General features: G+C 37.0%; 21 protein-coding genes, 4 tRNA genes and 1 pseudogene. 3 read left to right on the top strand and 23 right to left on the bottom strand.

The window, feature by feature from the left end; genetic code table 11:
• Positions 1–110: 110 nt before the first annotated feature.
• The 3 genes and pseudogenes from ACFSCX_RS00245 to ACFSCX_RS00235 form a co-directional block, all read left to right on the top strand.
• Positions 111–332 (top strand): annotated as a pseudogene (locus ACFSCX_RS00245) (ImmA/IrrE family metallo-endopeptidase); the annotation flags it as partial.
• Between the two features lie 116 nt (positions 333–448).
• Positions 449–544, top strand: coding sequence for a hypothetical protein (locus ACFSCX_RS00240; protein WP_377926063.1), 96 nt, complete (start codon positions 449–451; stop codon positions 542–544).
• Positions 545–652: 108 nt separating this feature from the next.
• A complete protein-coding gene (locus ACFSCX_RS00235) occupies positions 653–862 on the top strand; it encodes a hypothetical protein (RefSeq protein WP_377926062.1) in 210 nt (69 codons plus the stop codon).
• A gap of 141 nt (positions 863–1,003) precedes the next feature.
• Here ACFSCX_RS00235 and rlmH read toward each other — a convergent pair whose 3' ends face one another.
• The 23 genes from rlmH to ACFSCX_RS00120 all read right to left on the bottom strand — a co-directional run bounded on the left by rlmH (position 1,004) and on the right by ACFSCX_RS00120 (position 24,025).
• Positions 1,004–1,483 (bottom strand): 23S rRNA (pseudouridine(1915)-N(3))-methyltransferase RlmH, encoded by a 480-nt coding sequence (gene rlmH / locus ACFSCX_RS00230; protein ID WP_377926061.1) that lies wholly within the window; start codon positions 1,481–1,483, stop codon positions 1,004–1,006.
• A 69-nt stretch (positions 1,484–1,552) separates the two neighbouring features.
• Positions 1,553–1,738, bottom strand: a complete 186-nt coding sequence (locus ACFSCX_RS00225) for a CxxH/CxxC protein (RefSeq protein WP_377926060.1) — start codon at positions 1,736–1,738, stop codon at positions 1,553–1,555.
• A gap of 195 nt (positions 1,739–1,933) precedes the next feature.
• A complete protein-coding gene (locus tag ACFSCX_RS00220; RefSeq protein ID WP_377926059.1) occupies positions 1,934–3,154 on the bottom strand; it encodes a S1C family serine protease in 1,221 nt (406 codons plus the stop codon).
• A 138-nt stretch (positions 3,155–3,292) separates the two neighbouring features.
• On the bottom strand, positions 3,293–4,087 hold the full coding sequence (locus ACFSCX_RS00215; protein ID WP_377926058.1) for an MBL fold metallo-hydrolase: 795 nt from the start codon (positions 4,085–4,087) through the stop codon (positions 3,293–3,295).
• Positions 4,084–4,875, bottom strand: coding sequence for a two-component system regulatory protein YycI (locus ACFSCX_RS00210; protein ID WP_377926056.1), 792 nt, complete (start codon positions 4,873–4,875; stop codon positions 4,084–4,086). Before ACFSCX_RS00210 ends, ACFSCX_RS00215 begins: the two co-directional genes overlap by 4 nt.
• Complete coding sequence (locus tag ACFSCX_RS00205; RefSeq protein ID WP_377926055.1) at positions 4,862–6,199, bottom strand: YycH family regulatory protein; 1,338 nt, start codon at positions 6,197–6,199, stop codon at positions 4,862–4,864. Before ACFSCX_RS00205 ends, ACFSCX_RS00210 begins: the two co-directional genes overlap by 14 nt.
• Positions 6,196–8,019, bottom strand: a complete 1,824-nt coding sequence (gene walK, locus ACFSCX_RS00200) for a cell wall metabolism sensor histidine kinase WalK (protein WP_377926054.1) — start codon at positions 8,017–8,019, stop codon at positions 6,196–6,198. The genes ACFSCX_RS00205 and walK overlap by 4 nt, the downstream gene beginning before the upstream one ends.
• 5 nt (positions 8,020–8,024) lie before the next feature.
• Positions 8,025–8,735 carry a response regulator YycF gene (gene yycF / locus ACFSCX_RS00195; protein WP_377926053.1) on the bottom strand — a complete coding sequence of 237 codons (711 nt, stop codon included), beginning with the start codon at positions 8,733–8,735 and terminating at the stop codon, positions 8,025–8,027.
• 371 nt (positions 8,736–9,106) lie between these two features.
• On the bottom strand, positions 9,107–10,573 hold the full coding sequence (locus ACFSCX_RS00190; protein ID WP_377926052.1) for a peptidoglycan DD-metalloendopeptidase family protein: 1,467 nt from the start codon (positions 10,571–10,573) through the stop codon (positions 9,107–9,109).
• Between the two features lie 298 nt (positions 10,574–10,871).
• Positions 10,872–10,944: transfer RNA gene (locus ACFSCX_RS00185), tRNA-Phe, on the bottom strand.
• A 319-nt stretch (positions 10,945–11,263) separates the two neighbouring features.
• Positions 11,264–11,339 (bottom strand) — tRNA-Asp (locus ACFSCX_RS00180).
• 160 nt (positions 11,340–11,499) lie between these two features.
• A tRNA-Glu gene (locus ACFSCX_RS00175) sits at positions 11,500–11,571 on the bottom strand.
• Positions 11,572–11,589: 18 nt separating this feature from the next.
• Positions 11,590–11,665: transfer RNA gene (locus ACFSCX_RS00170), tRNA-Lys, on the bottom strand.
• 314 nt (positions 11,666–11,979) lie between these two features.
• The gene (locus ACFSCX_RS00165; RefSeq protein WP_377926051.1) at positions 11,980–13,272 is read right to left on the bottom strand and encodes an adenylosuccinate synthase; all 1,293 of its coding nucleotides are present in this window, start codon (positions 13,270–13,272) and stop codon (positions 11,980–11,982) included.
• A gap of 576 nt (positions 13,273–13,848) precedes the next feature.
• On the bottom strand, positions 13,849–15,213 hold the full coding sequence (gene dnaB, locus ACFSCX_RS00160; RefSeq protein WP_377926050.1) for a replicative DNA helicase: 1,365 nt from the start codon (positions 15,211–15,213) through the stop codon (positions 13,849–13,851).
• A 146-nt stretch (positions 15,214–15,359) separates the two neighbouring features.
• Complete coding sequence (gene rplI, locus ACFSCX_RS00155) at positions 15,360–15,809, bottom strand: 50S ribosomal protein L9 (RefSeq protein WP_377926049.1); 450 nt, start codon at positions 15,807–15,809, stop codon at positions 15,360–15,362.
• A complete protein-coding gene (locus tag ACFSCX_RS00150) occupies positions 15,806–17,779 on the bottom strand; it encodes a DHH family phosphoesterase (RefSeq protein ID WP_377926048.1) in 1,974 nt (657 codons plus the stop codon). Before ACFSCX_RS00150 ends, rplI begins: the two co-directional genes overlap by 4 nt.
• Before the next feature lie 48 nt (positions 17,780–17,827).
• Positions 17,828–18,763: a YybS family protein gene (locus ACFSCX_RS00145; RefSeq protein WP_377926047.1), complete on the bottom strand. Its 936-nt coding sequence runs from the start codon at positions 18,761–18,763 to the stop codon at positions 17,828–17,830.
• 457 nt (positions 18,764–19,220) lie between these two features.
• Positions 19,221–19,463: a 30S ribosomal protein S18 gene (gene rpsR, locus ACFSCX_RS00140; protein ID WP_377926046.1), complete on the bottom strand. Its 243-nt coding sequence runs from the start codon at positions 19,461–19,463 to the stop codon at positions 19,221–19,223.
• Between the two features lie 44 nt (positions 19,464–19,507).
• Complete coding sequence (gene ssb / locus ACFSCX_RS00135) at positions 19,508–20,017, bottom strand: single-stranded DNA-binding protein (RefSeq protein ID WP_377926045.1); 510 nt, start codon at positions 20,015–20,017, stop codon at positions 19,508–19,510.
• 43 nt (positions 20,018–20,060) lie between these two features.
• Positions 20,061–20,351 (bottom strand): 30S ribosomal protein S6, encoded by a 291-nt coding sequence (gene rpsF, locus ACFSCX_RS00130; protein WP_377926044.1) that lies wholly within the window; start codon positions 20,349–20,351, stop codon positions 20,061–20,063.
• 122 nt (positions 20,352–20,473) lie between these two features.
• Positions 20,474–21,574 carry a redox-regulated ATPase YchF gene (gene ychF, locus ACFSCX_RS00125; RefSeq protein WP_377926043.1) on the bottom strand — a complete coding sequence of 367 codons (1,101 nt, stop codon included), beginning with the start codon at positions 21,572–21,574 and terminating at the stop codon, positions 20,474–20,476.
• Between the two features lie 444 nt (positions 21,575–22,018).
• On the bottom strand, positions 22,019–24,025 hold the full coding sequence (locus ACFSCX_RS00120; RefSeq protein WP_377926042.1) for a molybdopterin-dependent oxidoreductase: 2,007 nt from the start codon (positions 24,023–24,025) through the stop codon (positions 22,019–22,021).
• Between the last annotated feature and the right edge of the window lie 5 nt (positions 24,026–24,030).

Raw genomic sequence — 24,030 nt, 5'->3', positions numbered from 1 at the left:
GTGCAGCAAAATAATTGCATCCAGAAGTTAAAAATAAGTTGGAGGAATTTATTGATGAAATCGAATCTCTTCCCCCATCTCCTGCTGCAGTACTCCGTGTAAATCCTACAATGAGGGCACTAGATTTAGTGCGTTCGGCTAGGTATTCATCCCCAATGGTTGATCCTATTGACATAGCACATAAGGTAGGATTGAGAGTAGTACAATTTGATTTTGACGAAGATGTTTCTGGGGTGCTTGTTTTATCCGGAAGTAGAAAGATAATAGGAGTTAATAAAAACCAGCCTTTTCAAAGACAACGCTTTAGTATTGCGCATGAAATCGCACATTTTATTAAAGGACACATAAACACTGTTGATATTGAGTTGACAAACAACATTGGTTTATTGAAAATAATGCAAATCCTATTGAAGAGAGACAAGCTAATTCCTTTGCAGCTGAATTATCAATGCCAATTGAATGGATGGAAAAGGATTTTAAATTATTTAATGGTGATTATCAAGCCTTAGCTAATCATTATGGTTTAAGTAAACAAGCTATGTAATATTTTTTTAAATCTATATTCTTAAATATTTAACAAATAGGTGTATGATAATAAAATCTTTAACCACACTATTAATTGGATAAGTACTTATTAAAAGGAGTGTTAAAGATGGCACGAAAAAGAGATGACGAATTAATTAATATGACTTTAAGACAATTACAAGCATATAGTGATACTAACCCTGCTGAAGGACTTCGCATTTCAAAAGCTTGCAGTACTGTAAAAAAATATGCAGCAAAAAAACATTGGGAATATCAGAAGAGTAAAATTATAGAGACTCTTATCCCTGGATTTAATGACGAGATAAAATTTGAATAAATTTATTTAAAAATACCTCTAATAAACTTATATTCCACTATTGAATAAGAAAAACATAGGGATAAAGACTATCAACAAAAGACCTTGAAGCTCTATGTGAACTTCAAGGTTTTGTTATTAATTCAATCAAAAAAACCTCATTTACTTATGGTACGGTTCCCCCCGATTAATCCGAAACGCTCGATAAATCTGCTCAACCAGAATCAACTTCATCAATTGATGAGGAAATGTCATTTTGGAGAACGAAAGTGATTCGTCGGCACGTTTCATAACCTCTGAACTTAACCCTAAGGATCCCCCAATGACAAAAGCGATTTTACTTTTACCGTATGTCGCAAGTTTATCTAAGTCTTCGGCTAATTGCTCGGACGATTTCATCTTTCCTTCAATGGCTAGTGCAATGACATATGTATCGGGTGAAATTTTTTGTAGGATGCGTTCTCCTTCTTTTTGCTTAACTTGCTCCATTTCCGTTTCACTTAGATTTTCTGGTGCCTTTTCATCTGGCAATTCGATAATGTCTAATTTTGCATAGGCTGTAAGGCGTTTTGCATATTCATCGATGCCTTGCTTTAAATATTTTTCTTTTAGTTTGCCAATTGTGACAATTGAGATATTCACATTTACACCTACTTTACAAACAGTTTACAAACATGTTATCCACATAACTTATCCACATATCCACATTTTCTATCCACATATTGTGTCAGAATATGTGTTCGATACAAGATATATCGCGGTATTTTGACAATATTCACAAGCTGTTGATAACTTTTCATCATCATTTAGTTCTTTGATTTCTGGTGCTATTTCACACTCATCTACAATCGTATCAATGGCTACGTCTACATGTTCCATACACGCATGAATGTTCATCTTACATCACCTCATACAAAAATTGTCGTATTTTTTTTATTATACCTTATTCACATCCACTTTTATAAACAGTAGATAAAATCACTGTGGATAACCACTTTATGATCATATTTTTTAAATCCACAAGTACCAAACTTGCCTAGCACTTTTTCAGCCAAAGAAAAAGCAGACGAACATTCTCGTCTGCTTTCTCTCCTAATATGATTCTTCCACAAGCTTCATCGTGGTGTTCATTTTTTCCCCTTGTCGATAGAAGGTAACCTCCATTGTTTCACCAATCTCTTTTTCCTTATATAAATGCTTACGTAAATCTAAAGCATTTGTAATTTCTTTTCCGTCAAGAGCAACAATGACATCATATTGTACTAATCCTGCTCGGTCAGCTGGTGATAATGGAACAACCTCTTCGATAAAAACACCTGCTTTTATATCTCTTGGCAGTTTAAGCGTTTGATACCAGTGATAGCTTGAAATATCCGATAAATTACGAAGCCCTACACCCATATAAGGTCTCTTGACTTCACCATATGTCTCTAAATCCTCAATAATCGGAAGGGCAATTGTTACAGGGATGGATAAGCCAATTCCTTCAACGGCATTCTGTGCGATCTTCATGGAGTTAATCCCAATCACCTGGCCATTTATATTTACGAGTGCTCCACCGCTATTACCAGGATTAATTGCCGCATCTGTTTGAAGTACCTCAGCCTGCCAATCTACATGACCATCTCGATCAAAATCTAATGGTATGGTACGTTCTGTACCAGAAATAATTCCCTGTGTGACCGAGCCTGAAAATTGTAAACCTAATGGATTCCCAATGGCAATCACTGGTTCTCCTGGACGAACAGAATCAGAATTTCCGAATTCGGCAATAACATTTACAGCATCCCCCTCAACAGATAAGACGGCTAAATCTGTAAAAATATCGCTTCCTAAAATCTCAGCCGGTATTCTAGATCCATCTGCTAAACTAATTTCGACCGTTGTCGCACCTTCAATAACATGATGATTCGTCACAATAAAGGCTTTTCCGCCCTCTTTTTTATAAATGACTCCTGATCCAGTTCCTGCTTCACCCGCTTCATTCCAAAAACCTGCTTCTTGAATATTGATGACCCCAACAACTGCTTCTGACACTTTGTCAACAGCTTGAGTAACCTGAGTGACAACATTCACATTCATCGTATCCATTGTTGGATTTGTTGTCATCGCTCCGTCCTGGTTTCCACTGGCTCCCTCATTCGTTGTAGTAGGTCCCATATCAAGAGATTTGGTTGTATCAAGTGCAGGCAAGGCAAACACCATTAACAGTGCTCCTAAAATGGCTCCTACAAAACCAGCAATAAAGACACTACCACGGTTCCCTTTTTGTTTTTGTCGAATATGTTGGTAGTCTTGATCATAATATCCCATACTACTTTCACCAATCCTTTCACTGATGAACCGATCCTTTTCAAGAACGAATTTGTATACGTAAGTATAGTTTGTTTATAATTCCATATTATACTCATTCTACACAAAAATTCTAACGAAATGCATTGAATTATAAGTTTAAACCGATACTAGTGCTGTCGGAATTTTTGGGTCTGTATCAAGAAGCTGAAAACGATGACCTACGCCTACATCTCTTAGTTCTAACGTTTGATGAACAGACATCCTCGCAAGATCTTTCATATTATTATCTTGACTTAAGTGGGCAAGATAAATGCGTTTTGTTCTGTCCCCTACAACGTCTGCCATCGCTAACGCTGCATCTTCATTCGAAACATGTCCAACATCACTTAATATACGTCTTTTAATACTCCATGGATAACGTCCCATCCGTAGCATCTCGACATCATGATTACTCTCAAACACATAAGCATCTGCATTTTGAATAATCCCCTTCATTCGGTCACTCACGTAGCCAGTATCTGTAATTAATACGAGCTTTTTATCACCGTGATGAAACACATAAAACATTGGTTCTGCAGCATCATGAGAGACACCAAAGGACTCTACATCCATATCCATAAACGTCTTCACTTGTCCAGTCTCAAAGATAAATTTCTGTTCAGTCGGTACTTCTCCAATTAAGTGCTCCATCGCTTTCCAAGTTTTGCTGTTCGCATAAATGGGAATGTTGTGCTTACGAGCCAGGATACCGACTCCCTTTATATGATCGCTATGTTCATGAGTCACTAATATCCCTGATAATTCTTTTGGATTCACTTGAATCTTTTTAAATAGCTCGTCCATTTGCTTTCCACTATGACCTGCATCGACAAGCAGCTTCATGTTATCTGTACCCACATAAATCGCATTTCCTGTACTACCACTTGCGAGCACGCTAAAATGCAAGCTCATTCTACTTCACTCCATTGTGTATTATCTCGTATGATTTGTCCCTCAAATGCATTGATAAAGAAATTTTCCTTATTATTCACGATAAAGTGCCAAGTAGGGACAAATACTTGTGCATCAGGTACTAACGTAAAATAACCAAGCTCCACTTTCGTTACTTTACTTCCAGGCTTTAAATCGTTTCTTTTATACATATTTTCAATGGCTTTAATAGGTGGCAGAATTTCCTGCTTATTCCCACCTACCATCATTTCCTCAATATCTACTAATAATGTTTGCTCATAACCAATCATCTCGTTTTCTTCATTTACATGAATGGCTAATAGTGCATTTTGATTATAATAGACAGGTTTTCCATTGTAATGCTGAAAGAAGAGTAATAGTTTATGTTGCTCCTCATAACCCCAAAACATATAAGAACCACCTTCTAAAACATGATTCTTAACAAAAGTATTCAGCCACTCTGCTGTTTCCTCTTCAATGGGGACAGGTGTTTCAAAGACAGATTCCAGTTTTGTGTTATTAATAATCTCAGGAATTTGTCCTTGTAAAGCCTCTACCTCGTTTGCGATAAATTCCTTACTCTTTCCTGTAATATAAGTCTCTTTGATCGTTTCTTTCGGAAGGTCGACATACGAAATCTCATTTGCTTCAAGCTGGTCTTCTAACGTGGTTTCTGCAATTATCCCAAGCTGATTTTGATCTCTTTTTTCAACGAATTGAAAGGCTAGAAACAGGTCAAGGATTAGAAACACAATAATAAAAATTGTTTTTGTTTTACTCCAATCCAATTACATTCCCTCCTAGCTCTCTCATATCGTCAAAGATAATCTTTTTCCAGCTTCCATTGTAATTAACAATCCACATCGGCTCGATTGTCACTTTTGCACTCGTTCGATCCTTTACGAGTTCATAGCCTACTAGTGCATCCTCCAATTTATTAGGATCAAAAGATGGCATTTGTCTTAGCAAATCTAGCAACGTATGTCCAGATGGTAGACTAACATTTGAACTCTCACTATCTAATGATAGCTGTAATTTAAACATCGGTCTTTCATATTTATCGAACATATTGGTTTTGTTCCACTCTTGGCTAATTCTTGAGAGTCCTGCATAATTAAAGACCGGCATTCCATTAATCTGTAGTCTAAATTCAGTAGATTGTAAAGCAGAATCCCAATCAAACATGACGTACTGATCGGTCCATCCACTATGATCATTAATAAAATCAATGCTTTGTTGAATTAATTGTTTTGAACCAATGATGGGCGAATCGGTTTCAGTTACAGGATTAATGAACTGCAACAAGTTTCCTCCATTGAAGATATAAAGAGCACGGGCCCCATCTGAATACGATTCATCACCGTTGGGCTGAATATCTCGTTTAGCGATACTTGGGTCTGTAAAAAGAGCATCCTTAAAATCTTCACCTGATAATTGAATTGAATAATACGTGATACGGTTAACATTTACTTTGTCATCTGGTAGAAATAAACTTGTATAACCATCAATTTTATAGGCAAAGTATTGAGGATACCTTGGTGAAACTTGATAGATTTCTTTAAAAAAGGTTTGATACAAGAAACTATTAATCGTTGCCTTATATACATAATGATCTTCATAGGAAACAAAGTAGGCGACTGGCTCTTCTTTCTGGGAGTCCTGCATAGGGATGATTACTCTATCAAATGTGACTAAACGTAATTCCTCATCCACAATTGGTAAAACACTCTTTAATATTTCTACAGGCACTTCTGAAGGGAATATAATTTCTACGCTATCTCTACCATGGACAAAATCCAAATAGCCCTCTCTAATTGAAGGTGTAATATCACTAAAATCATTAAAGCTCCATTGACGAATATGACTAAGAGCTTTTTTCATTTCAATCGTATCTGTCGTTCCATAATGACGTCCATTTTTATGGAAAAGAACCTTGCTTGGTTGAATTAATTCTTGTAATTCTCTTTTTTCCCCAATATCAACATCACTTATATATCTCGTACTTTCAATGAGTCCATACTCTGGTTGGTACGTCCACAAATTCCACGTTAAGATTAAGCTCATAATAACCAGTAAGGTTAACAACACTGACTTTATATTTTCGTAGCTCATTCCCAATCATCCTCAAGTTCATTTTCCATTGGAAGGGTGAAATATATAGTGGTTCCCATTCCCTCTTCACTTTTTGCCCAAATATTTCCCCCATGAGATAAAATCATTTCTTTTGCAATGGCTAAACCAAGTCCTGTACCACCAAGCTTTCTAGATCTCGCTTTGTCAACACGGTAAAATCGCTCAAAGATATGATGAATATTATCCTTCGGGATCCCTACTCCTTGATCACTCACACTTACTTCAATCATTCCATCTTTTTTCACTAAATTAAACTGAATCACTCCACCTTCTGGAGAGTATTTCAGTGCATTTGAAATGATATTATCAAGAACCTGGGTGATCTTATCTTCATCCATTTCTATTAACAATCGATCATCCTCAATATTTCGAATAAATGTCACGTTTTGATTTTTCGTTAATTCAAAACGATCTATAATCCGATTGAAGAACTTCGGAAAATGAATCCATTCTTTTGTTAGGCGATAATCTGTACTATCTAGCTTAGATAGCGATAATAAATCATTAACGAGACGAATCATACGCTCTGTTTCCGTTTGGGTAACCTCGAGGAATTTAGGTGCAATCTCTTCATCCTGCCAAGCACCATCTGCTAGAGCTTCTAAATAGCTTCTCATCGTCGTTAACGGTGTTCGAAGCTCATGCGAAACATTTGCGACAAATTCTCTACGCTCTGACTCAATTTTCTCTTGCTCAGTAATATCATATAAAACGGCTATAAGACCGTTTATCAATCCAGTTTCTTTTTGTATAACTGAAAAATTAACTCGAAGAATATAAGGTTTTTGATTTGTACTAAAATCTAGGACAAGCGATTCTATTTCATTAATAATTTTCTCTAAAGTATAGTCCTCCTGTATACCTAAAACGGTCAAAATAGATTCAGCTAATACCGTTTCACGTGAAACATTTAACATGTCACAGGCTGGGTCATTAACTAAGATAATCCTGCCTTTTCGGTCAGTTGCAATTACACCGTCGGTCATGTGGGCTAATACAGATGTAAGCTTTCTTCTTTCACCCTCTGTTGTAGCCTGTGCCTCTTGAAGCTTTTTCGTGAGGTTATTAAAGGTTAAGGCAAGTTGACCGATTTCATCGTACCCATATACCTTTACTTTTCTGGAGAAGTTTCCTTTTGCCATTTCAAGTGCTTGCTTCCGCATATCAGACATAGGTCTTGTAATCGTTTGGGCAAGAAATATCCCTAATAATGCCGTAATAACTAGAGCAATCCCGGTACCACTCACAAATATATTATTGATTTGCTTCATTTGATCATACACATTTTCCATCGATGCTTCTAGGTGAATAACCCCTAATACTTGTGAATCCTGTTTAATGGGCACCATTAATACCTTCATCCTGTGCCCAAGCTGTGGGTCTATTAATACTTTGTCGCTCCTAGACCCCACAACTAATGCTTGTTTAACCAAAATATCAGTTGTACGCCTACCTATGATCGATTGATTATTGACATCAGATGTTCCAATTACGCGGCTTTTACTATCAATGACGCTTACTTCTGTTATATCATCAGAAAAGAAGTCGAACAAAATTGCTCGGACTTCTTCCTCTAACGTTGGCGTATTTTCATCTCGGTCAAGAATCATTTCCTGTTCTAGGTTATAGGCAAGTAAATCTACTCGTTCATTTAGAGAACTAGAAAAATTGGATAGTAATTGTTCCTCTAGCTTCCTCACAAAATAAACACCAATAATCTGCATCGCAATCAAAATCAATAGTATATAAATCAATACAAATTTAAAATGAATCGATTTAAAAAAACCGACTTTTTTCATCTTCACTACTCCTGCTCTGGATTACGAAGATAATATCCTACACCTCTTCTTGTCACAATCCAAGATGGATGACTAGGACTATCCTCTATTTTTTCTCGTAATCTTCTTACCGTCACATCGACTGTACGTACATCCCCATAATAATCATAACCCCAAACCGTTTGAAGCAAATGCTCACGTGTCATAACCTGACCAATGTGCTTCGCTAAATAGTGAAGCAACTCAAATTCACGGTGAGTGAGTTCAATTTCAACACCACGCTTAGATACCGAGTAGGCATCTGGATGAATGACTAATGTCCCAATGGTGATTTCATTTGTTTCAATTGCAGCTTCAGTTGAAGTCTTCTGGTGGTGCCGTCTCATGTTTGCTTTCACTCTTGCAAGAAGCTCTCTTGTACTAAAGGGCTTTGTTACATAATCGTCAGCACCTAGTTCTAAACCAAGGACTTTGTCAATTTCAGAGTCTTTTGCTGTTAACATAATAATCGGCATTTCATATTTTTTTCGAATTTCCCGGCAAACTTCCATACCGTCCTTTTGGGGAAGCATAATATCTAATAAAATTAAATCAGGGTTATTCTGCTCCACTGCTTGGACAGCTTCTGCACCGTCATAAGCGCAGACAACCTCGTAACCTTCCTTTTGAAGGTTAAATTTTAAAATGTCTGCAATTGGTTTCTCATCATCAACAACTAGTATTCTTCTTTTTTCCATCAACAAAACCTCACTTCTTATAATTCCTTGATTACTGATAGTAAGACCTTCACTTCAAAACTTTGAAGAGTCGAAGAAGGTTAGGTGAGGAATAACTATCAGCATCTGTTGATTCTGTTCCAACAAATCATATTAACTGAGAAAACCTACATAAATAATTCTATGATTCTACTATAACTTTACCATTTCTAGTAATAGAAATCACCTAGTGTAATAAAGGTGGTTCTTTCCAATCATTTTATCATTTTTTTATATTGAAAGTTCGAAATAATGAAAAATCTTAAACTGAAAGTTTACAAGCAGTGTTTCTGGGAGAACTAAAAAATCCTCTAGCTATAAACTAGAGGATCAATCTATTTAGTTGGTAGCTTTTATCTATTAATATAACTAGTCGGGTTCTTTAACTGCCCATTTAGATATACTTCAAAATGTAAATGAATACCTGTCGAACGACCTGTTGAACCCATAATTCCAATTTTTTGGCCCTTCGCAACTGTCTGGCCATTCTTAACACTAATACTGCTTAAATGAGCATATATTGTTTTATAACCATTGTTATGGTTAATAACAATCTTGTTTCCATATGCACCATCATATCCAGTGAATGTTACAACTCCATTATCAGCAGCCAGGATATTTCGATTACTTGGTCTAGCAATATCAATACCTTTATGTAAGCTTCCCCAGCGGTAGCCCATACTACTTGATATATAACCACCAACCGCAGGCCATGCAAAGCTTCCTGTACCACGAGAGGCAATAACCTTTGTGCCTTTTTCAATAATTTCTGTTACAGGATCTTTCAATATTTCTTCCTTTATCGTTTCCTTATTAATAATTTGGCCATTTTGTTTTGAAACAATATAGTTAACTAGCCTTTCTCCATTACGCCCTTCTTGCGTAACTTTTTTATCGCCCTTATACATTTTATCATTTTCTTTTACTTCTCTTTTAAAGGCGATACTTTCTTTTTTGTATACTTCTTCTTTAACAACAACATGAATGTATGGTTTATAAGCTGTAACATTCAACTCATCACCAATATCAATGAGTGTATCTTCTTTCATTCCTGGATTTAAAGCTAATAAATCCGCAAGTGATAATTCATGCTTAGAAGCAATCTTTCCTAATACATCACCTGCTTGAACAATGTACTTCTTCTCTTCTAATGTACCTTTTGTTAAGTATGTAACTGCTTCTTCAGTCGAATAAATATCAGCTGGAGAAACTTTTTCATTTGAAATTGTAACATTCTCTTCAAAAGTTACGTCTAATATACGAGACTCACCTTCTTTGAGAGGTGGTAAAGGATCACCTGCATCCCTTGATTCAATGTTTGTCAAAACTTCCTCTGAAACATATTTTAACTTCAGTGCCTTAAAAACTTCTTCTGTTTTTTCAGCATTCTCTAAAAACACAACAGGCTCACCATTAATTTCAATAGCTGAGGCATCAGCAAGCACTTCAAGTTTATCTGCTAATTTCTCTAATACTTGATCATTATCAACGAGAGATCTAAATACTTTTTCCTGTATGTAAACAACATTATCGTCTAATCCAAATGAAAACTGTGGGTTTTCTTCAAGAACTTCTTGTTCACGCTTTTGTATGTATTGTTCAATAATCTCTTTGTTGTCAATTGTACCTAATCGTTCGTCATTCACATATACATGATAAACGGTCTTGATATGATCAGTTCCACCATTATCAGCTGAAACTGTTCCTAACGTTAGTGTTGCAATGACAGCGGTTGTAACAGCTGCTCGTTTTACTAAGTCTGATACACTGTAAGACTCTTTTTTAAAAATAGACTTTAATTTATCTTTCAAAATTAACACTGTTTTTCCCCCTAAAGAAAAGGCTATCTCTTTTTAGTATAAGGTTACTCACCTTTTGTGAGCTAACAGTTCTCTATTAACTTTTAAAATAGTAAACTATCATATGTAGAAAGCGTGAGTGAATCAATGTTCATATTTCTCACTTTTTTTACTTTATCATATACCCCAAAAAAATTGGAGAAAAAAGAGTCATTTGTTACATAAATGTATCATTTCTGACATTTTATGCCAAATAATTTCCAGATAAAGTAAAATTTCAATGAAAAAAGACATGTGTTTTCGACATGTCTTTTTATGATGGCTCGGGACGGAATCGAACCGCCGACACAAGGATTTTCAGTCCTTTGCTCTACCGACTGAGCTACCGAGCCATAATTAAATTTAAAAATCTGAATAAAGACTAGTTCTGTATTTGTTGGCAAAGCTTCGTCCCAATCTCAGTACGTATTCCAAGATGCTGCTCGATTGGTACGCTGATGTTTATTCAGAGAAGCTTATTCGATCGTGCTCTACCGACTGAGCTACCGAGCCATAATTAAATTTAGAAATCTGAATAAAGACTAGTTCTGTATTTGTTGGCAAAGCTTCTTCCGAATCTCAGTACATGTCTTATAAGTATAGTCCAAAAGGAAGAGAATTACGACTCTTTTCGCTATAAAAAAAATAGGAAAAACTCACTAGTATGTAAAATGGCGGTCCCGACGGGAATCGAACCCGCGATCTCCTGCGTGACAGGCAGGCATGTTAACCGCTACACCACGGGACCTTGACAATAAATTAAGTGCTTAACAATGCGTACTATTACAAGTAGGGCAACCTGTCCCTTCCTCTAAAACTATTTCATGGATGATGGATGCGTCGGGATAACTCGCTGCTTATTCATTGAAGTTTCGCTCGTTGCTACACCACAGGACGTTGAAAAAATATGACCCATACGGGATTCGAACCCGTGTTACCGCCGTGAAAGGGCGGTGTCTTAACCGCTTGACCAATGGGCCATAATAAAATAAATAAAATGGTGAGCCATGAAGGACTCGAACCTTCGACCCTCTGATTAAAAGTCAGATGCTCTACCGACTGAGCTAATGGCTCGAATTACTAATCGAAAAGGTACATCATTCATATCTTCGTAACCATTTCATCTTTGACATCCCAATCTCAGAAAGCTTATTCAAGCTGCTGTTCGATTGGTATGCTGATGGAAGTCAATGGAGCATATTCGGACGTGCTCTACCGACTGTGCTAATGGCTCGAAAATAATGATATAATGACGACAAAAAATATAATATCAAATTTCTAAATAGATTGCAAGATATTTTTTGAACGTCTGAATCAGCCTTTTTTACTATAACAAAAACAGCCCTATTCGACAATAGTTGACAGGGCTGTTTATGACATTTCATTGATTATTGTGGTCCATATACACTTCTTAGCAGATTCGTTTGTTTACGATCTGGTCCAACTGAAAAAATCGATAATGGAATACCTGTTAATTGAGAAATTCTCTCTAAATAGTGACGTGCATTTTCTGGTAATTCATGTAAGCTACGTACACCTGTTATATCTTCTGTCCAGCCTGGTAGCTCCTCATATACGGGTTCACACTTCGCCAATACTTTTAAACTAGCCGGAAATTCCTCAATTAATTCCCCATTATATTGATAAGCTACGCAAATTTTTAGCGTTTCAATCCCCGTTAAGACATCGATTGAATTTAACGAAAGATCCGTAATGCCACTTACTCTTTTTGCATGCCTTACAACCACACTATCAAACCACCCAACACGACGTGGTCGTCCTGTTGTTGTTCCGTATTCACGACCTACTTCACGAATTTGATGCCCAATTTCATCGTGAATTTCAGTAGGGAATGGACCATCACCAACACGAGTGGTATATGCTTTTGACACACCTACAACATGCTTAATTTTTGAAGGTCCTACACCATTCCCAATTGTCACACCACCAGCAATCGGATTAGAAGACGTAACAAACGGATACGTACCTTGGTCTATATCAAGCATTACACCTTGTGCTCCCTCAAACAATACACGTCTACCTTCATCTAATGCATTATTCAGCACAACAGAAGTATCACATACATACTTAGCGATTTGCTGTCCATATTCATAATACTCGTCTAAAATATCTTCTATTTTTAATCCTTCCACCTCATAAAACTTCTCTAGGAGGCGATTCTTTTCATTAAGATTATGGGTTAATTTCGTCTCAAATTCTTCACGATCTAATAAATCCGCAATACGAATTCCAGTTCGAGCCGCTTTATCCATGTAAGCTGGTCCAATACCTTTTTTCGTAGTACCTATTTTGTTCGCACCTTTACGTTCTTCTTCTACTTCATCTAATCGTAAATGATAAGGTAAAATAACATGAGCTCGGTTGCTAATACGAAGGTTTTCTGTGCTGACACCTAAATCATGTAAGTATTTTAATTCAGCTACTAACGCCTTTGGATCAATTACCATGCCGTTTCCTAATACACAAATTTTATCAGAATAGAATATTCCTGAAGGAATTAAGTGTAGCTTATATTTGTGACCATTAAATACAATCGTGTGACCTGCATTATTTCCACCTTGATACCTTGCTACAACCTCTGCATTTTCGGAAAGAAAGTCTGTAATTTTCCCTTTTCCTTCGTCTCCCCATTGTGTACCTACTACTACAACTGATGACATCTCGTGCACCTCCATGTATTTACCTAACGCTCTTTTCGTAGACGATTGTTGTTCCTAATCAGAATTCGATGGAAGCATTTTTAATACTCTTTGTTCCATTATGTAGACAAGTAGACACCCACAAGCCTCTGATAGTATTCGTATTTTACCCATATACGAAAACAACAAACTATCAATTAACAATCTTCTCTAATCGATACATTTTCTCTTCAAACAACTGTAAGTATACTGATTTTTTGGCAAAAAGTCAAATTAAATCCGAACATTAAGATTCATTATGTAAGATTTGTTCGGTATATCATTATTGACATTCGTGTGACATTTTTTAATGAAACAAAAAAATTTGGGTTAATACCAGGTACTAAGAACAAAAGGCGCAAGCGCCCAGTATAGCCACGACAAGCAAATGTTCTGTCATGAAAAAAAGGGTGGTTTCCCTTTTATTTATGACAGGTTATTTGACCTCGAGTGGCTCTTGCGATAGAGCTGGATTTAGCGGTAACATAATATAAACTAAACTCTAGAAACTTATACTTAAACTTATAAAATAAAAAACCCTCTTTGAAAAAGAGGGTTTTACGCACCGGCGGGAACATTTGAGTCTTCAAATCTTCTCTCGAGGTTAACGAATTTGTTGTATTCTTTTACAAAGGCAAGTTCAACGGTTCCGGTCGGGCCGTTACGTTGCTTAGCTATAATGATTTCAATGATATTTTTATTCTCTGATTCTTTATCATAATAGTCATCACGATAAAGGAAGGCCACGATATCAGCATCCTGCTCAATACTTCCTGATTCACGAATGTCTGACATCATTGGACGTTTGTCCTGACGTGATTCTACTCCACGCGATAACTGTGATAGGGCAATAACAGGTACTTGAAGCTCACGAGCAAGGGCTTTTAATGAACGGGAAATCTCTGAAACTTCCTGTTGACGATTCTCTCCAGCTCGTCCATTTCCTTGAATAAGCTGTAAGTAATCAATCAAGATCATTCCAAGTCCACTTTCTTGCTTTAATCTTCTACACTTCGAACGGATTTCATTGATTTTAATACCAGGTGTATCATCAATATAAATACCTGCATTTGATAAGCTACCCATTGCCATAGTAAGCTTTCCCCAGTCTTCAGGTGTAAGCTTACCTGTACGAAGGGCTTGAGCATTGATATTTCCTTCCGCACATAGCATACGCATCACAAGCTGCTGTGCACCCATCTCCAGACTGAAAATCGCTACATTTTCCCCAGCTTTTGTTGCTACGTTTTGAGCAATATTCAAGGAGAAGGCTGTCTTACCTACAGAAGGACGAGCTGCTACAATAATTAAATCATTTCGTTGAAATCCCGCTGTCATTCTATCAAGCTCAGTAAAGCCGGTTGGAATTCCTGTAATCTCCCCTACACGAGTTGCCAGTTGCTCGATGTTATCATAAGCATCGACAAGTACATCTTTAATATTTTGAAAGGCTCCTCCGCCTTTTCTTCTCGACACATCTAAAATACTCTTCTCCGCTTCATTTAATAGAACATCTACTTCATCATCTCTTGAATACCCATCTGTTGCGATTGTCGTAGCGGTTCTGATTAATCTCCGTAGAATCGATTTCTCTTCGATGATTTTCGCATAGTATTCAACATTTGCTGCTGTTGGAACTGAATTGGCTAGGTCACTTAAATAAGAAACACCACCAATCTCCTCTAATAGCTTGAGATCCGCTAATTCAGAAGTTACCGTGACTAAATCAACAGGTTCTCCTTTTTCTGAAAGTGTCAGCATCGTGTGGAAAATTTTTTGATGAGAAGCTCGATAAAAATCTTCTGGAATTAATATCTCTGAAACGACTGTTAGACTCGATGCTTCTAAAAATATGGCACCTAGAACAGCTTGCTCGGCTTCTATATTTTGAGGTGGGGTTCGATCTGCAAATATATCCGACAATGGAGTTCCTCCTCTCCCAATTTGACTGTCTATTAATGATTATACATGGTAGATAGAGAAAAAAAATAGGTATGTTATCCCCTACTTACTATTTTTTGGGCAAAAATAGAAGGAGCAGCTTTATTAGCTGCTTCCTCAAACTATGATTAATTTTGCTCTTTTACATGTACTTTTAACATAGCTGTTACTTCTGTGTGTAGCTTGACCGGAACATTCGTTACCCCTAATGATCGAATTGGATCATTCAGTTCCATTTTGCGTTTATCTAACTTTATCTTATGTGCTTTTTGAAGTTCATCTGCAATTTGCTTAGTTGTGATGGAACCAAATAGACGGCCGCCTTCTCCGGACTTTGCTACTAACTGAACCGTAATTTTCTCTATCGTTTCCTTCAATTCCTTTGCCTCTGCAAGCTCTTGTGCTGCTTCTTTATCTTGCTTTTTCTTCTGTGCATCTAAGGATGCCACTGCTGCATTATTAGCTTCAACGGCTAAGCCTTGTTTGATTAAGAAGTTATGGGCATAACCATCGGCCACATTTTTAATTTCTCCCTTTTTCCCTTTCCCTTTAACATCTTTTAGAAAAATTACCTTCATTCTTCTTTTCCCCCTTCTAAATATTCATCAATGACTTGCTTGAGTCGCTCTTCAGCTTCTTCTATTGTAGTATTAGCTAGCTGTGATGCAGCATTTGTTAAATGCCCTCCGCCTTCTAATCCTTCCATGATGACTTGGACATTCATCTCCCCAAGCGATCTTGCACTAATACCAACTAAGCCATCTTGTCTATATGCAATCGCAAAAGAAGTCACCACCCCACTCATTGAAAGCAGTGTATCTGCAGCTTGAGCAATTAATACTTGATCATACTCTTCCTCTTCATTTCCTTTTGCAATAGCAATTCCATTTTTATAAATATACGCATTCTCAACAATTTTTGAACGCTTTACATAGATGTCGATATCTTCCTTCAAAAACTTTTGAACTAAAACGGTGTCAGCCCCATGAGCTCTCAAATAAGATGCAGCATCAAAGGTTCTTGATCCCGTTCTAAGGGTAAAGCTCTTTGTATCAACAATGATACCTGCTAATAATGCAGTTGATTCTAACATATCGAGCTTTGAACGCTTTGGTTGATATTCTAATAGTTCTGTTACGAGCTCTGCTGTTGATGATGCATATGGCTCCATATAGACGAGTAATGGATTCTCAATAAATTCCTCCCCGCGTCTATGATGATCTATCACCACTACCCGTTCCATTTGAGACAATAGCTTTTCTTCAATCACTAATGATGGTTTATGTGTATCTACAACTACTAGTAAGGAATCCTCTGATGATATTTCAATGGCTTGCTCTGGTGTAATAAATCGTGACCAAAGATCAGGATGTAACTTAACTTCGGAAATAAGCCGCTGAACACCTGTATCAATTTCATTCTGATTTATCACGATAAATCCATCACGACCATTTGCTTGTGCTACTTTCAATATACCAATTGAGGCACCAATTGCATCCATATCAGGATATTTATGTCCCATAATGATGACTTTATCACTTTCGATGACAAGTTCACGCAGAGCGTGAGAGATAACTCGCGCTCTAACCCTAGTCCTCTTTTCCATAGGGTTTGTTTTACCACCATAAAACTTTACTTTACCGTTAGCATTTTTAACAGCCACTTGATCCCCACCACGTCCTAGCGCTAGATCTAAGCCTGATTGAGCTAAAGACCCAAGCTCAGGTAGAGATGAAATCCCTGTCCCTATTCCAATACTTAGCGTTAAAGGTACACTCTGTTTTGAAGTATTCTCTCTAACTTGGTCTAGTATTTCAAACTTTGTTTTCTCTAATTGATTTAAAATTTGTTCATTAAAGACTGCAAAGAATCGCTCGGATGACGTTCTTTTTAAGAATACACCGGTTTCAGTGGCCCACTTATTTAATATTGATGTAACCTGGCTATTTATATTACTCTTTCGTTGATCATCCATTCCTTGAGTTACTTCATCATAGTTATCAAGAAATATGACACCTAGTACTGTCCGTTCGTCTTCATACAGCTTTTCGATTTCAGCTTGTTCTGTTACATCGAAAAAATACAGCAGTCTCTCTTCTCTCTTATTCATGATTCTTAGCTTCTGATTGTGAACTGTAATAATATCCGTATCCACCTCTTGCTTAATTAACGGAACAATGGAATCAGTTATATCATATAATGATCTACCAATAATGGACTCCTCATCGAAAAAAGAAGACATGTATGGATTCGTCCACTCAATTTGTAAGTCTTCATTATAAAGTATGATGCCAATCGGCATCTCCATTAACGCCTCTTCCCCTACTTTTTTTACACGATGAGAAAGAGTGGTGATATAGTTTTCCATATCATGACGGAAGAGACTCTCTGACCTTAAAATAAAATACAAAATAACACCTAATACGATAAATCCAATAAGACCTACTATCCACTGAAAGAATCCTATAATACCTATTAAAAAGGCTGTCATTCCAACAAGTGCATAAATGGGATACCGGAATAGTCGTTTTCGATAAAAATTAGGCATGTTTTCAGCTCCTAAACATGTCTTCTATTTGAATAGTTGTTTCGAACATTACTTCTTTTCAACACGCTTTCTTAAATTAAATCCTAAGTCAATTATACCTATAATCCTTACAAGATAAAGAAGGAAGGGCAATAACAATGATAGGATGACAACAACCGTAACGATTCCCTTGGAAATATTTTTTTGATATCCAAAATAATAAAGAAATGAAAACCCTTGTAAAACCATAAACACTTGAAGTATGTTGAATAAATTAAAAATCGCTAGAAACCAAATAGAATCCTGGTCAAGTGGAACTAACATAAGAACCATTGCTATTAAGTAATACCACAGGAGACTTTTCGGAAGTTGTAAATCTCGAAATGGAGGCCATTTGTCAATCTGTAACCCAAGCCGCTTTAAAATAGGGGCAGCTATTAACTGTGTGACAAAAGCAAAGAAAATACCTACAAAGATAATAACAGCTGGAATTAATAGTATCCCGAGCTCCATCATGTGACTAATTTGTTTCCATTGTTCTGCCGTCATAGTTTGTCCCATTCCGACCATCATGGATTCCATCATGTCCATCGATTCCTGCATCGCACGCTTGCCTTCCTCTATCGGACTAATATCCATAAAAGTCGTCATAATTGCATATAGAATTAATAGGTTAACAATAACAGTGATGCTACCGAATGATAAAACCTCAAATCTAGGTTTATTTAGCTTGTATAAAAACCCAATTACAACACCTGTAGAACCGAATAAAAGGGTTGTTGGAAGTGTAAAAACAGAACCAAATAATATTGTTAAGATTAGAGCTGCAATTAACAAAAAAATGGAGCTTTTAAGTTCTCTTCGAGCAGCAAACACAACAAAAGGAATCGGAAGCATAAACATGGTGATACTCCCTAATAAAGGCACGTACATCGTTATTAAAAGCAATACAATATATAGTGCTAATATAACTGCACCTTCTGTTAGAATTTTCGTTTTACTCACAAGTTCACCTCATATGTACATACAATTTTCTATTAAGTAATCATGAGTCATTATAACATATTCAAGACATAACTCATATTTTTGTGAGTGTACGATAATGGTTGTAACTATTGAAACCTCTCCCTTTTCATCCCAAAAATAGTTTATACATAAACGTACTCTTCTTCTATAGAGACACATTTACAGTCATTGTATTCATTAACAAATACAAAATGAATTGAACGTAGTTAAAGTTAGAAAGAACAAAAGGCGCACGTTTAGCCTAAGGCAGAGCAAAAGTTCTGTCATGAAAAAAGGGTGGTTTCCCTTTTATTCATGACAAAACGTTTGACCTCGAGTGGCGGGTGCTGGAGCTGGATTCCAAGTCACTTGCCCATTCTCTTGCTGATAAACTTTTATACTTTCAAAATAATTAAAAAAGACATCCATGGAATTCCATGAATGTCATTACGAAACATTATTCACCAGATACATATGGAAGCAATGCCATTTGACGAGCACGCTTGATTGCAATTGTTAGTTTACGTTGATATCTAGCACTTGTACCTGTTACACGACGAGGTAAAATCTTACCACGTTCAGAGATAAAACGCTTTAAAAGATCAACATCTTTATAGTCGATGTGAGTGATAGCATTAGATGTGAAGAAACACACCTTTTTACGCTTACCACCACGTCCACCTTTACGGAATCCAGCCATTGAAATGCCTCCCTTCGTTTTGATTGTCATTAAAAACCGGTCTATTAGAATGGTAAATCGTCATCTGAGATGTCGATTGGTTCACCATCATTAGCAAATGGGTCTTCATCAATACGAGTAAATCCTTGATTTCGTTGCTGATTTTGATTTCGTTGTTGTCCACCCTGTTGTCCAAAGGAAGAATCCTCTTGACCACGGCCACCTTCATTGTAGCCTCCGCCTCCGGTATTATTACCTTTAGGCTCTAAGAATTGAACACTTTCACATACAACTTCTGTTACATAGACACGCTTGCCATCTTGACCTTCATAACTTCTTGTTTGAAGTCTTCCATCAACACCAGCAAGACTTCCTTTTTTCAAGAAATTCGCCACATTTTCAGCAGGACGTCTCCAAATCACACAGTTAATGAAATCAGCCTCGCGTTCTCCTTGTTGATTGGTAAAGGTACGGTTTACTGCTAACGTAAAAGTTGCAACAGCCACACCACTAGGTGTATAACGCAATTCTGGATCTTTCGTTAAACGACCAACTAACACAACGCGATTCATCATTTGAAAAACAACTCCCTCAAGGATACTACCTTTTTATTATCTATTATTTCTCTTCTTGATTTACAACAATATGACGGATGATGTCTTCGCTGATTTTAGCAAGACGATCGAACTCCTGAACAGCTTCAGCTGGAGCGTTAACGTTAAGTAACATGTAGTAACCGTCACGGAAATCGTTGATTTCGTATGCAAGACGACGCTTACCCCATTCTTTAACATTAGCTAGCTCAGCACCGTTATCAGTTAAAACGTTGTTGAAACGCTCAACAAGCGCTTTTTGAGCTTCTTCCTCAATATTTGGACGAATGATGTACATAACTTCGTACTTTCTCATTTCTGTCACCTCCTTTTGGACTAAACGGCCCCGCAAAGGGCAAGGAGCAATCATATAATTACTCACAAGTTTAAATTATAGCAGAGTGAATGCCACTTTGCAACAAATGGTAGAATTTGAGTTTACACATTAAAGCGGAAGTGGATAACATCTCCATCTTTTACGATGTAATCTTTTCCTTCTAATCGAACTTTACCTGCTTCTCTTGCAGCACCCATTGTTTTTGCTGCAAGTAAATCCTCATAGGATACTGTTTCTGCACGAATAAATCCTCTTTCAAAATCTGAATGAATGATTCCTGCACATTGAGGAGCTTTCATACCTGTTCTGAATGTCCATGCTCGAACCTCTTGTTCTCCAGCAGTAAAGTATGTAGCTAGCCCTAATAGACTGTATGCAGCTCGAATTAATTGATCAAGCCCTGACTCTTCAATTCCTAACTCTTCTAAGAAGGCTTTCTTTTCTTCAGCATCTAATTCAGCAATCTCAGACTCTATTTTTGCACAAATAACAATAACCTCTGCATTATCTTTCTTAGCAAATTCTCTTACCTGCTGCACGTAAGGGTTATCAGATGGATCCATGATATCCTCTTCGCCTACATTTGCTACATATAATACTGGTTTAATTGTCAATAAATGTAAACCTTTAACAACCTTCATTTGCTCTTCCGTAAATTCTACTGTACGAGCTGGTTGTTCATTTTCAAAAGCTTCCCTTAGTTTTACCAGAATTTCGTGCTCAAATGTAGCTTCTTTATCTTTTTGTTTCGCCATTTTTCCAACTCGATCAATACGTTTTTCAACTGATTCTAAATCAGCTAGTATTAATTCTAGGTTAATGGTTTCTATATCAGCAATTGGGTCGACTTTCCCCGCTACGTGAGTAATATTTTCATCTGCAAAGCAACGAACTACTTGGCAAATAGCATCTACTTGGCGGATATGGGATAAAAACTTATTCCCTAGTCCTTCACCTTTACTTGCACCTTTTACAATCCCAGCGATATCGGTAAATTCGAAATGAGTTGGAACTGTCTTCTTTGGCTTTACAAGCTCTGTTAATTTATTCAAACGGTGATCAGGAACATCTACAATTCCCACATTCGGATCAATGGTACAGAATGGGTAATTTGCTGATTCTGCTCCGGCCTGTGTAATTGCATTAAATAATGTTGACTTACCTACATTCGGAAGACCAACGATTCCAGCTGTTAATGCCATTTTTATTCACTCCTCTTATCCAAACACTTTAACCTTTCCCAATTATAGATACTACAAGTTAAAAAGACAAGCACCATCGTCATCAATATATATCGAAAATTTTCCTTTTATACAAATAGGAGATTCCTTTATGAACCTAATATGAATTTCCCATTGATTTTGTTCACAACTCATGACCAAAAGGCTCAGGGTGCCCCGTTTATTCTAAGGCTGAGCAAATGATCTGTCATGAAAAAAGGGTGGTTTTTCCTTTTTATTCATGACAGATCATTTGACCACCTTGGAATCCAGTTCCAGCACCTAGCCAAGATGAAATGGCGACGATTTTTGCCATTTCATCCTACTCGAGGGAAAAAGAAAAATCACTAGCCCATTCTCTTGCTGAAAACTTTTATCCTTTCTTGATCATTAAAAATAATGGTACCCGTATGAGTACCATTATCATCACATGCATTTCTCTATATTAACAAGGCAGTCATATACTACACTACCTAATCCATTATCTGATTCTCCATTGGAAGTAAGATGATTCACACTACCACCAAACTTATTCCAATTTCCTTCATCAATATTAATGGTTCTAGGATGTGCCTTTCTCAACAATTTCACGAAGCCTATTACTTCCCCGCGATCATTATATACCCGGACCTTATCGTTTTCTTTTATTCCCTTTTCCTCTGCAATATCTACTGATATTTCTACCTTATTCGTTTGTAATCCTTCTATTAAAGGATAATGCTGAGAATGATTCGATCTTAAAGGATGTAAGGATAGAAGAGAATATGGGTACATTTCTACAAGTTTTTCATTTGTATATTTTGACTCTTTTGGATAGGATAACGTTATTTTTCCTTCATACCCCTTTTGTTTAGCTAAAGACGAAGTAAATTCATATTTACCACTTGCCGTCTTAAATTTTTTGTTATTCCATGGAACTTCTTGTACGGGTAAGGGAATGTGATGTTCTTCTTTCAGTGTTTGCATTGTAATTTGATGTTCTGTGAGATTGGATAATCCCATTTCTATAAATTGTTCACGTGTATATGCAAAATATTCGCCAAAACCTAATCGTTTGGCAAGCTCGGTCCAAATCCACAAATCCGACTTTGCTTCGCCTGGTGAATCCACTAATTTTCCGCCATAGTTGACGTAATGATGATACATAGATGAGTAGTAAACATCTTCCTCCTCAAAAGAGGTCGTACTTGGCAATACATAATCGGCCATTTCAGCCGTATCTGTCATAAACTGATCAATGACAACGACGGTATCGATGGATTGAAATGCCTTTTTAACAAGATTGGTATCAGGTACTTGTGTTAACGGATTTCCACACGTAATAAAAGCCATTTTAATAGGCGGTTCATTCGCAGCAAGGATCTCTTCTGCTTGCTTCATCATTGTAAAAGAACGGAACTCTGCTTTTTTATGAGGCAGAGACAGAGAATCTACATTAAAGCTTTGACCAACCTGTAAATTTCCGTAATTGGCTCCTCCACCTCGTATTCCAACATTACCGCTCATCGCTACGAGCGCATCTATCGTTCTAATTGTATTACCACCATTTTCATAGCGCTGCATTCCAAGGCCAAGATATGTTGTGGTTGGACCATTACCATATACCTTCGCTAGATCAGTAAATACGGCTTGATCCACTTCAGTTATCACGGACAATTCTTCTAGCGTTATGTTTGAAAGCAGCTCTTCAACATCCTTGAATCCAACAGAATGTTCGTTGATAAATGTCCGGTCTTCTAGTTCTAGCCTGATGATCTCTTTCATGATTCCTAACGCTAAGAATGCATCCATTCCAGGTTTAACCGAAACATATTTGTTTGCAATTTTTGCTGTAGCATTATGAATTGGGTCAATGACAATTAGGGTCGCTCCCTGTTTCTTTGCTTCTTGAAGTCTCTCAAAGAGATGCATATTCGTTCTAGCCACATTTCTTCCCCATACTACAATGTGTTTACTATGGATGAGATCGTCTGGAGAATGGCTATACGCATCACCGAAGTCCCATTTTTGAGCTTCTATTCCTGCTCCCCAGCAAATACTTCCTGTTAACTCAGTTACGCCACCATACAAATTAAAAAAACGTTTATCTAAATTAATGAGCAAGCCGCTATTTGCATAATCATGACTATGCAAGACTGCTGATGAGCCATATTCCTTTTTCACTTGCTTCATGATCTCAGCAATTTCATCAAGGGCTTGATTCCAGGATATGGGCTGGAATGTCCCGTTACTTTTCTTTAAGGGTGTCATAAGGCGCTCAGGGCTATTTGTGCGTGCCTCTAACAATCTTCCTCTCCCGCAAATTTTCCCTTTTGTTATAGGGTGATCACGGTCTCCATCAATTTTTGTAACTTTCCCATCAATAACGGTCACTTCGAATCCACAACTGTCCCAACAATTCAATGGACAGGCAGATTTAAATACGTTTTCCAACCTTC

The organism is Bacillus salitolerans, assembly GCF_042680805.1.
In the GTDB taxonomy this organism is placed as follows: Bacteria; Bacillota; Bacilli; order Bacillales; family SA4; genus Bacillus_CJ; species Bacillus_CJ salitolerans.
Note: the sequence above shows the minus strand (reverse complement) of the source record. Positions and strands in the feature narration are given on the sequence as shown.

What these genes read in the sequence shown, in the direction of transcription:
- ACFSCX_RS00165 (WP_377926051.1), bottom strand. Translation starts at nt 13,272, where the DNA reads ATGTCATCAGTTGTAGTAGTAGGTACACAATGGGGAGACGAAGGAAAA.
- ychF (WP_377926043.1), bottom strand. Translation starts at nt 21,574, where the DNA reads ATGGCATTAACAGCTGGAATCGTTGGTCTTCCGAATGTAGGTAAGTCA.
- rplI (WP_377926049.1), bottom strand. Translation starts at nt 15,809, where the DNA reads ATGAAGGTAATTTTTCTAAAAGATGTTAAAGGGAAAGGGAAAAAGGGA.
- ssb (WP_377926045.1), bottom strand. Translation starts at nt 20,017, where the DNA reads ATGATGAATCGCGTTGTGTTAGTTGGTCGTTTAACGAAAGATCCAGAA.
- yycF (WP_377926053.1), bottom strand. Translation starts at nt 8,735, where the DNA reads ATGGAAAAAAGAAGAATACTAGTTGTTGATGATGAGAAACCAATTGCA.
- ACFSCX_RS00150 (WP_377926048.1), bottom strand. Translation starts at nt 17,779, where the DNA reads ATGCCTAATTTTTATCGAAAACGACTATTCCGGTATCCCATTTATGCA.
- rpsF (WP_377926044.1), bottom strand. Translation starts at nt 20,351, where the DNA reads ATGAGAAAGTACGAAGTTATGTACATCATTCGTCCAAATATTGAGGAA.
- ACFSCX_RS00215 (WP_377926058.1), bottom strand. Translation starts at nt 4,087, where the DNA reads ATGAGCTTGCATTTTAGCGTGCTCGCAAGTGGTAGTACAGGAAATGCG.
- ACFSCX_RS00220 (WP_377926059.1), bottom strand. Translation starts at nt 3,154, where the DNA reads ATGGGATATTATGATCAAGACTACCAACATATTCGACAAAAACAAAAA.
- ACFSCX_RS00205 (WP_377926055.1), bottom strand. Translation starts at nt 6,199, where the DNA reads ATGAGCTACGAAAATATAAAGTCAGTGTTGTTAACCTTACTGGTTATT.
- ACFSCX_RS00225 (WP_377926060.1), bottom strand. Translation starts at nt 1,738, where the DNA reads ATGAACATTCATGCGTGTATGGAACATGTAGACGTAGCCATTGATACG.
- walK (WP_377926054.1), bottom strand. Translation starts at nt 8,019, where the DNA reads ATGAAAAAAGTCGGTTTTTTTAAATCGATTCATTTTAAATTTGTATTG.
- rpsR (WP_377926046.1), bottom strand. Translation starts at nt 19,463, where the DNA reads ATGGCTGGATTCCGTAAAGGTGGACGTGGTGGTAAGCGTAAAAAGGTG.
- ACFSCX_RS00240 (WP_377926063.1), top strand. Translation starts at nt 449, where the DNA reads ATGCCAATTGAATGGATGGAAAAGGATTTTAAATTATTTAATGGTGAT.
- ACFSCX_RS00235 (WP_377926062.1), top strand. Translation starts at nt 653, where the DNA reads ATGGCACGAAAAAGAGATGACGAATTAATTAATATGACTTTAAGACAA.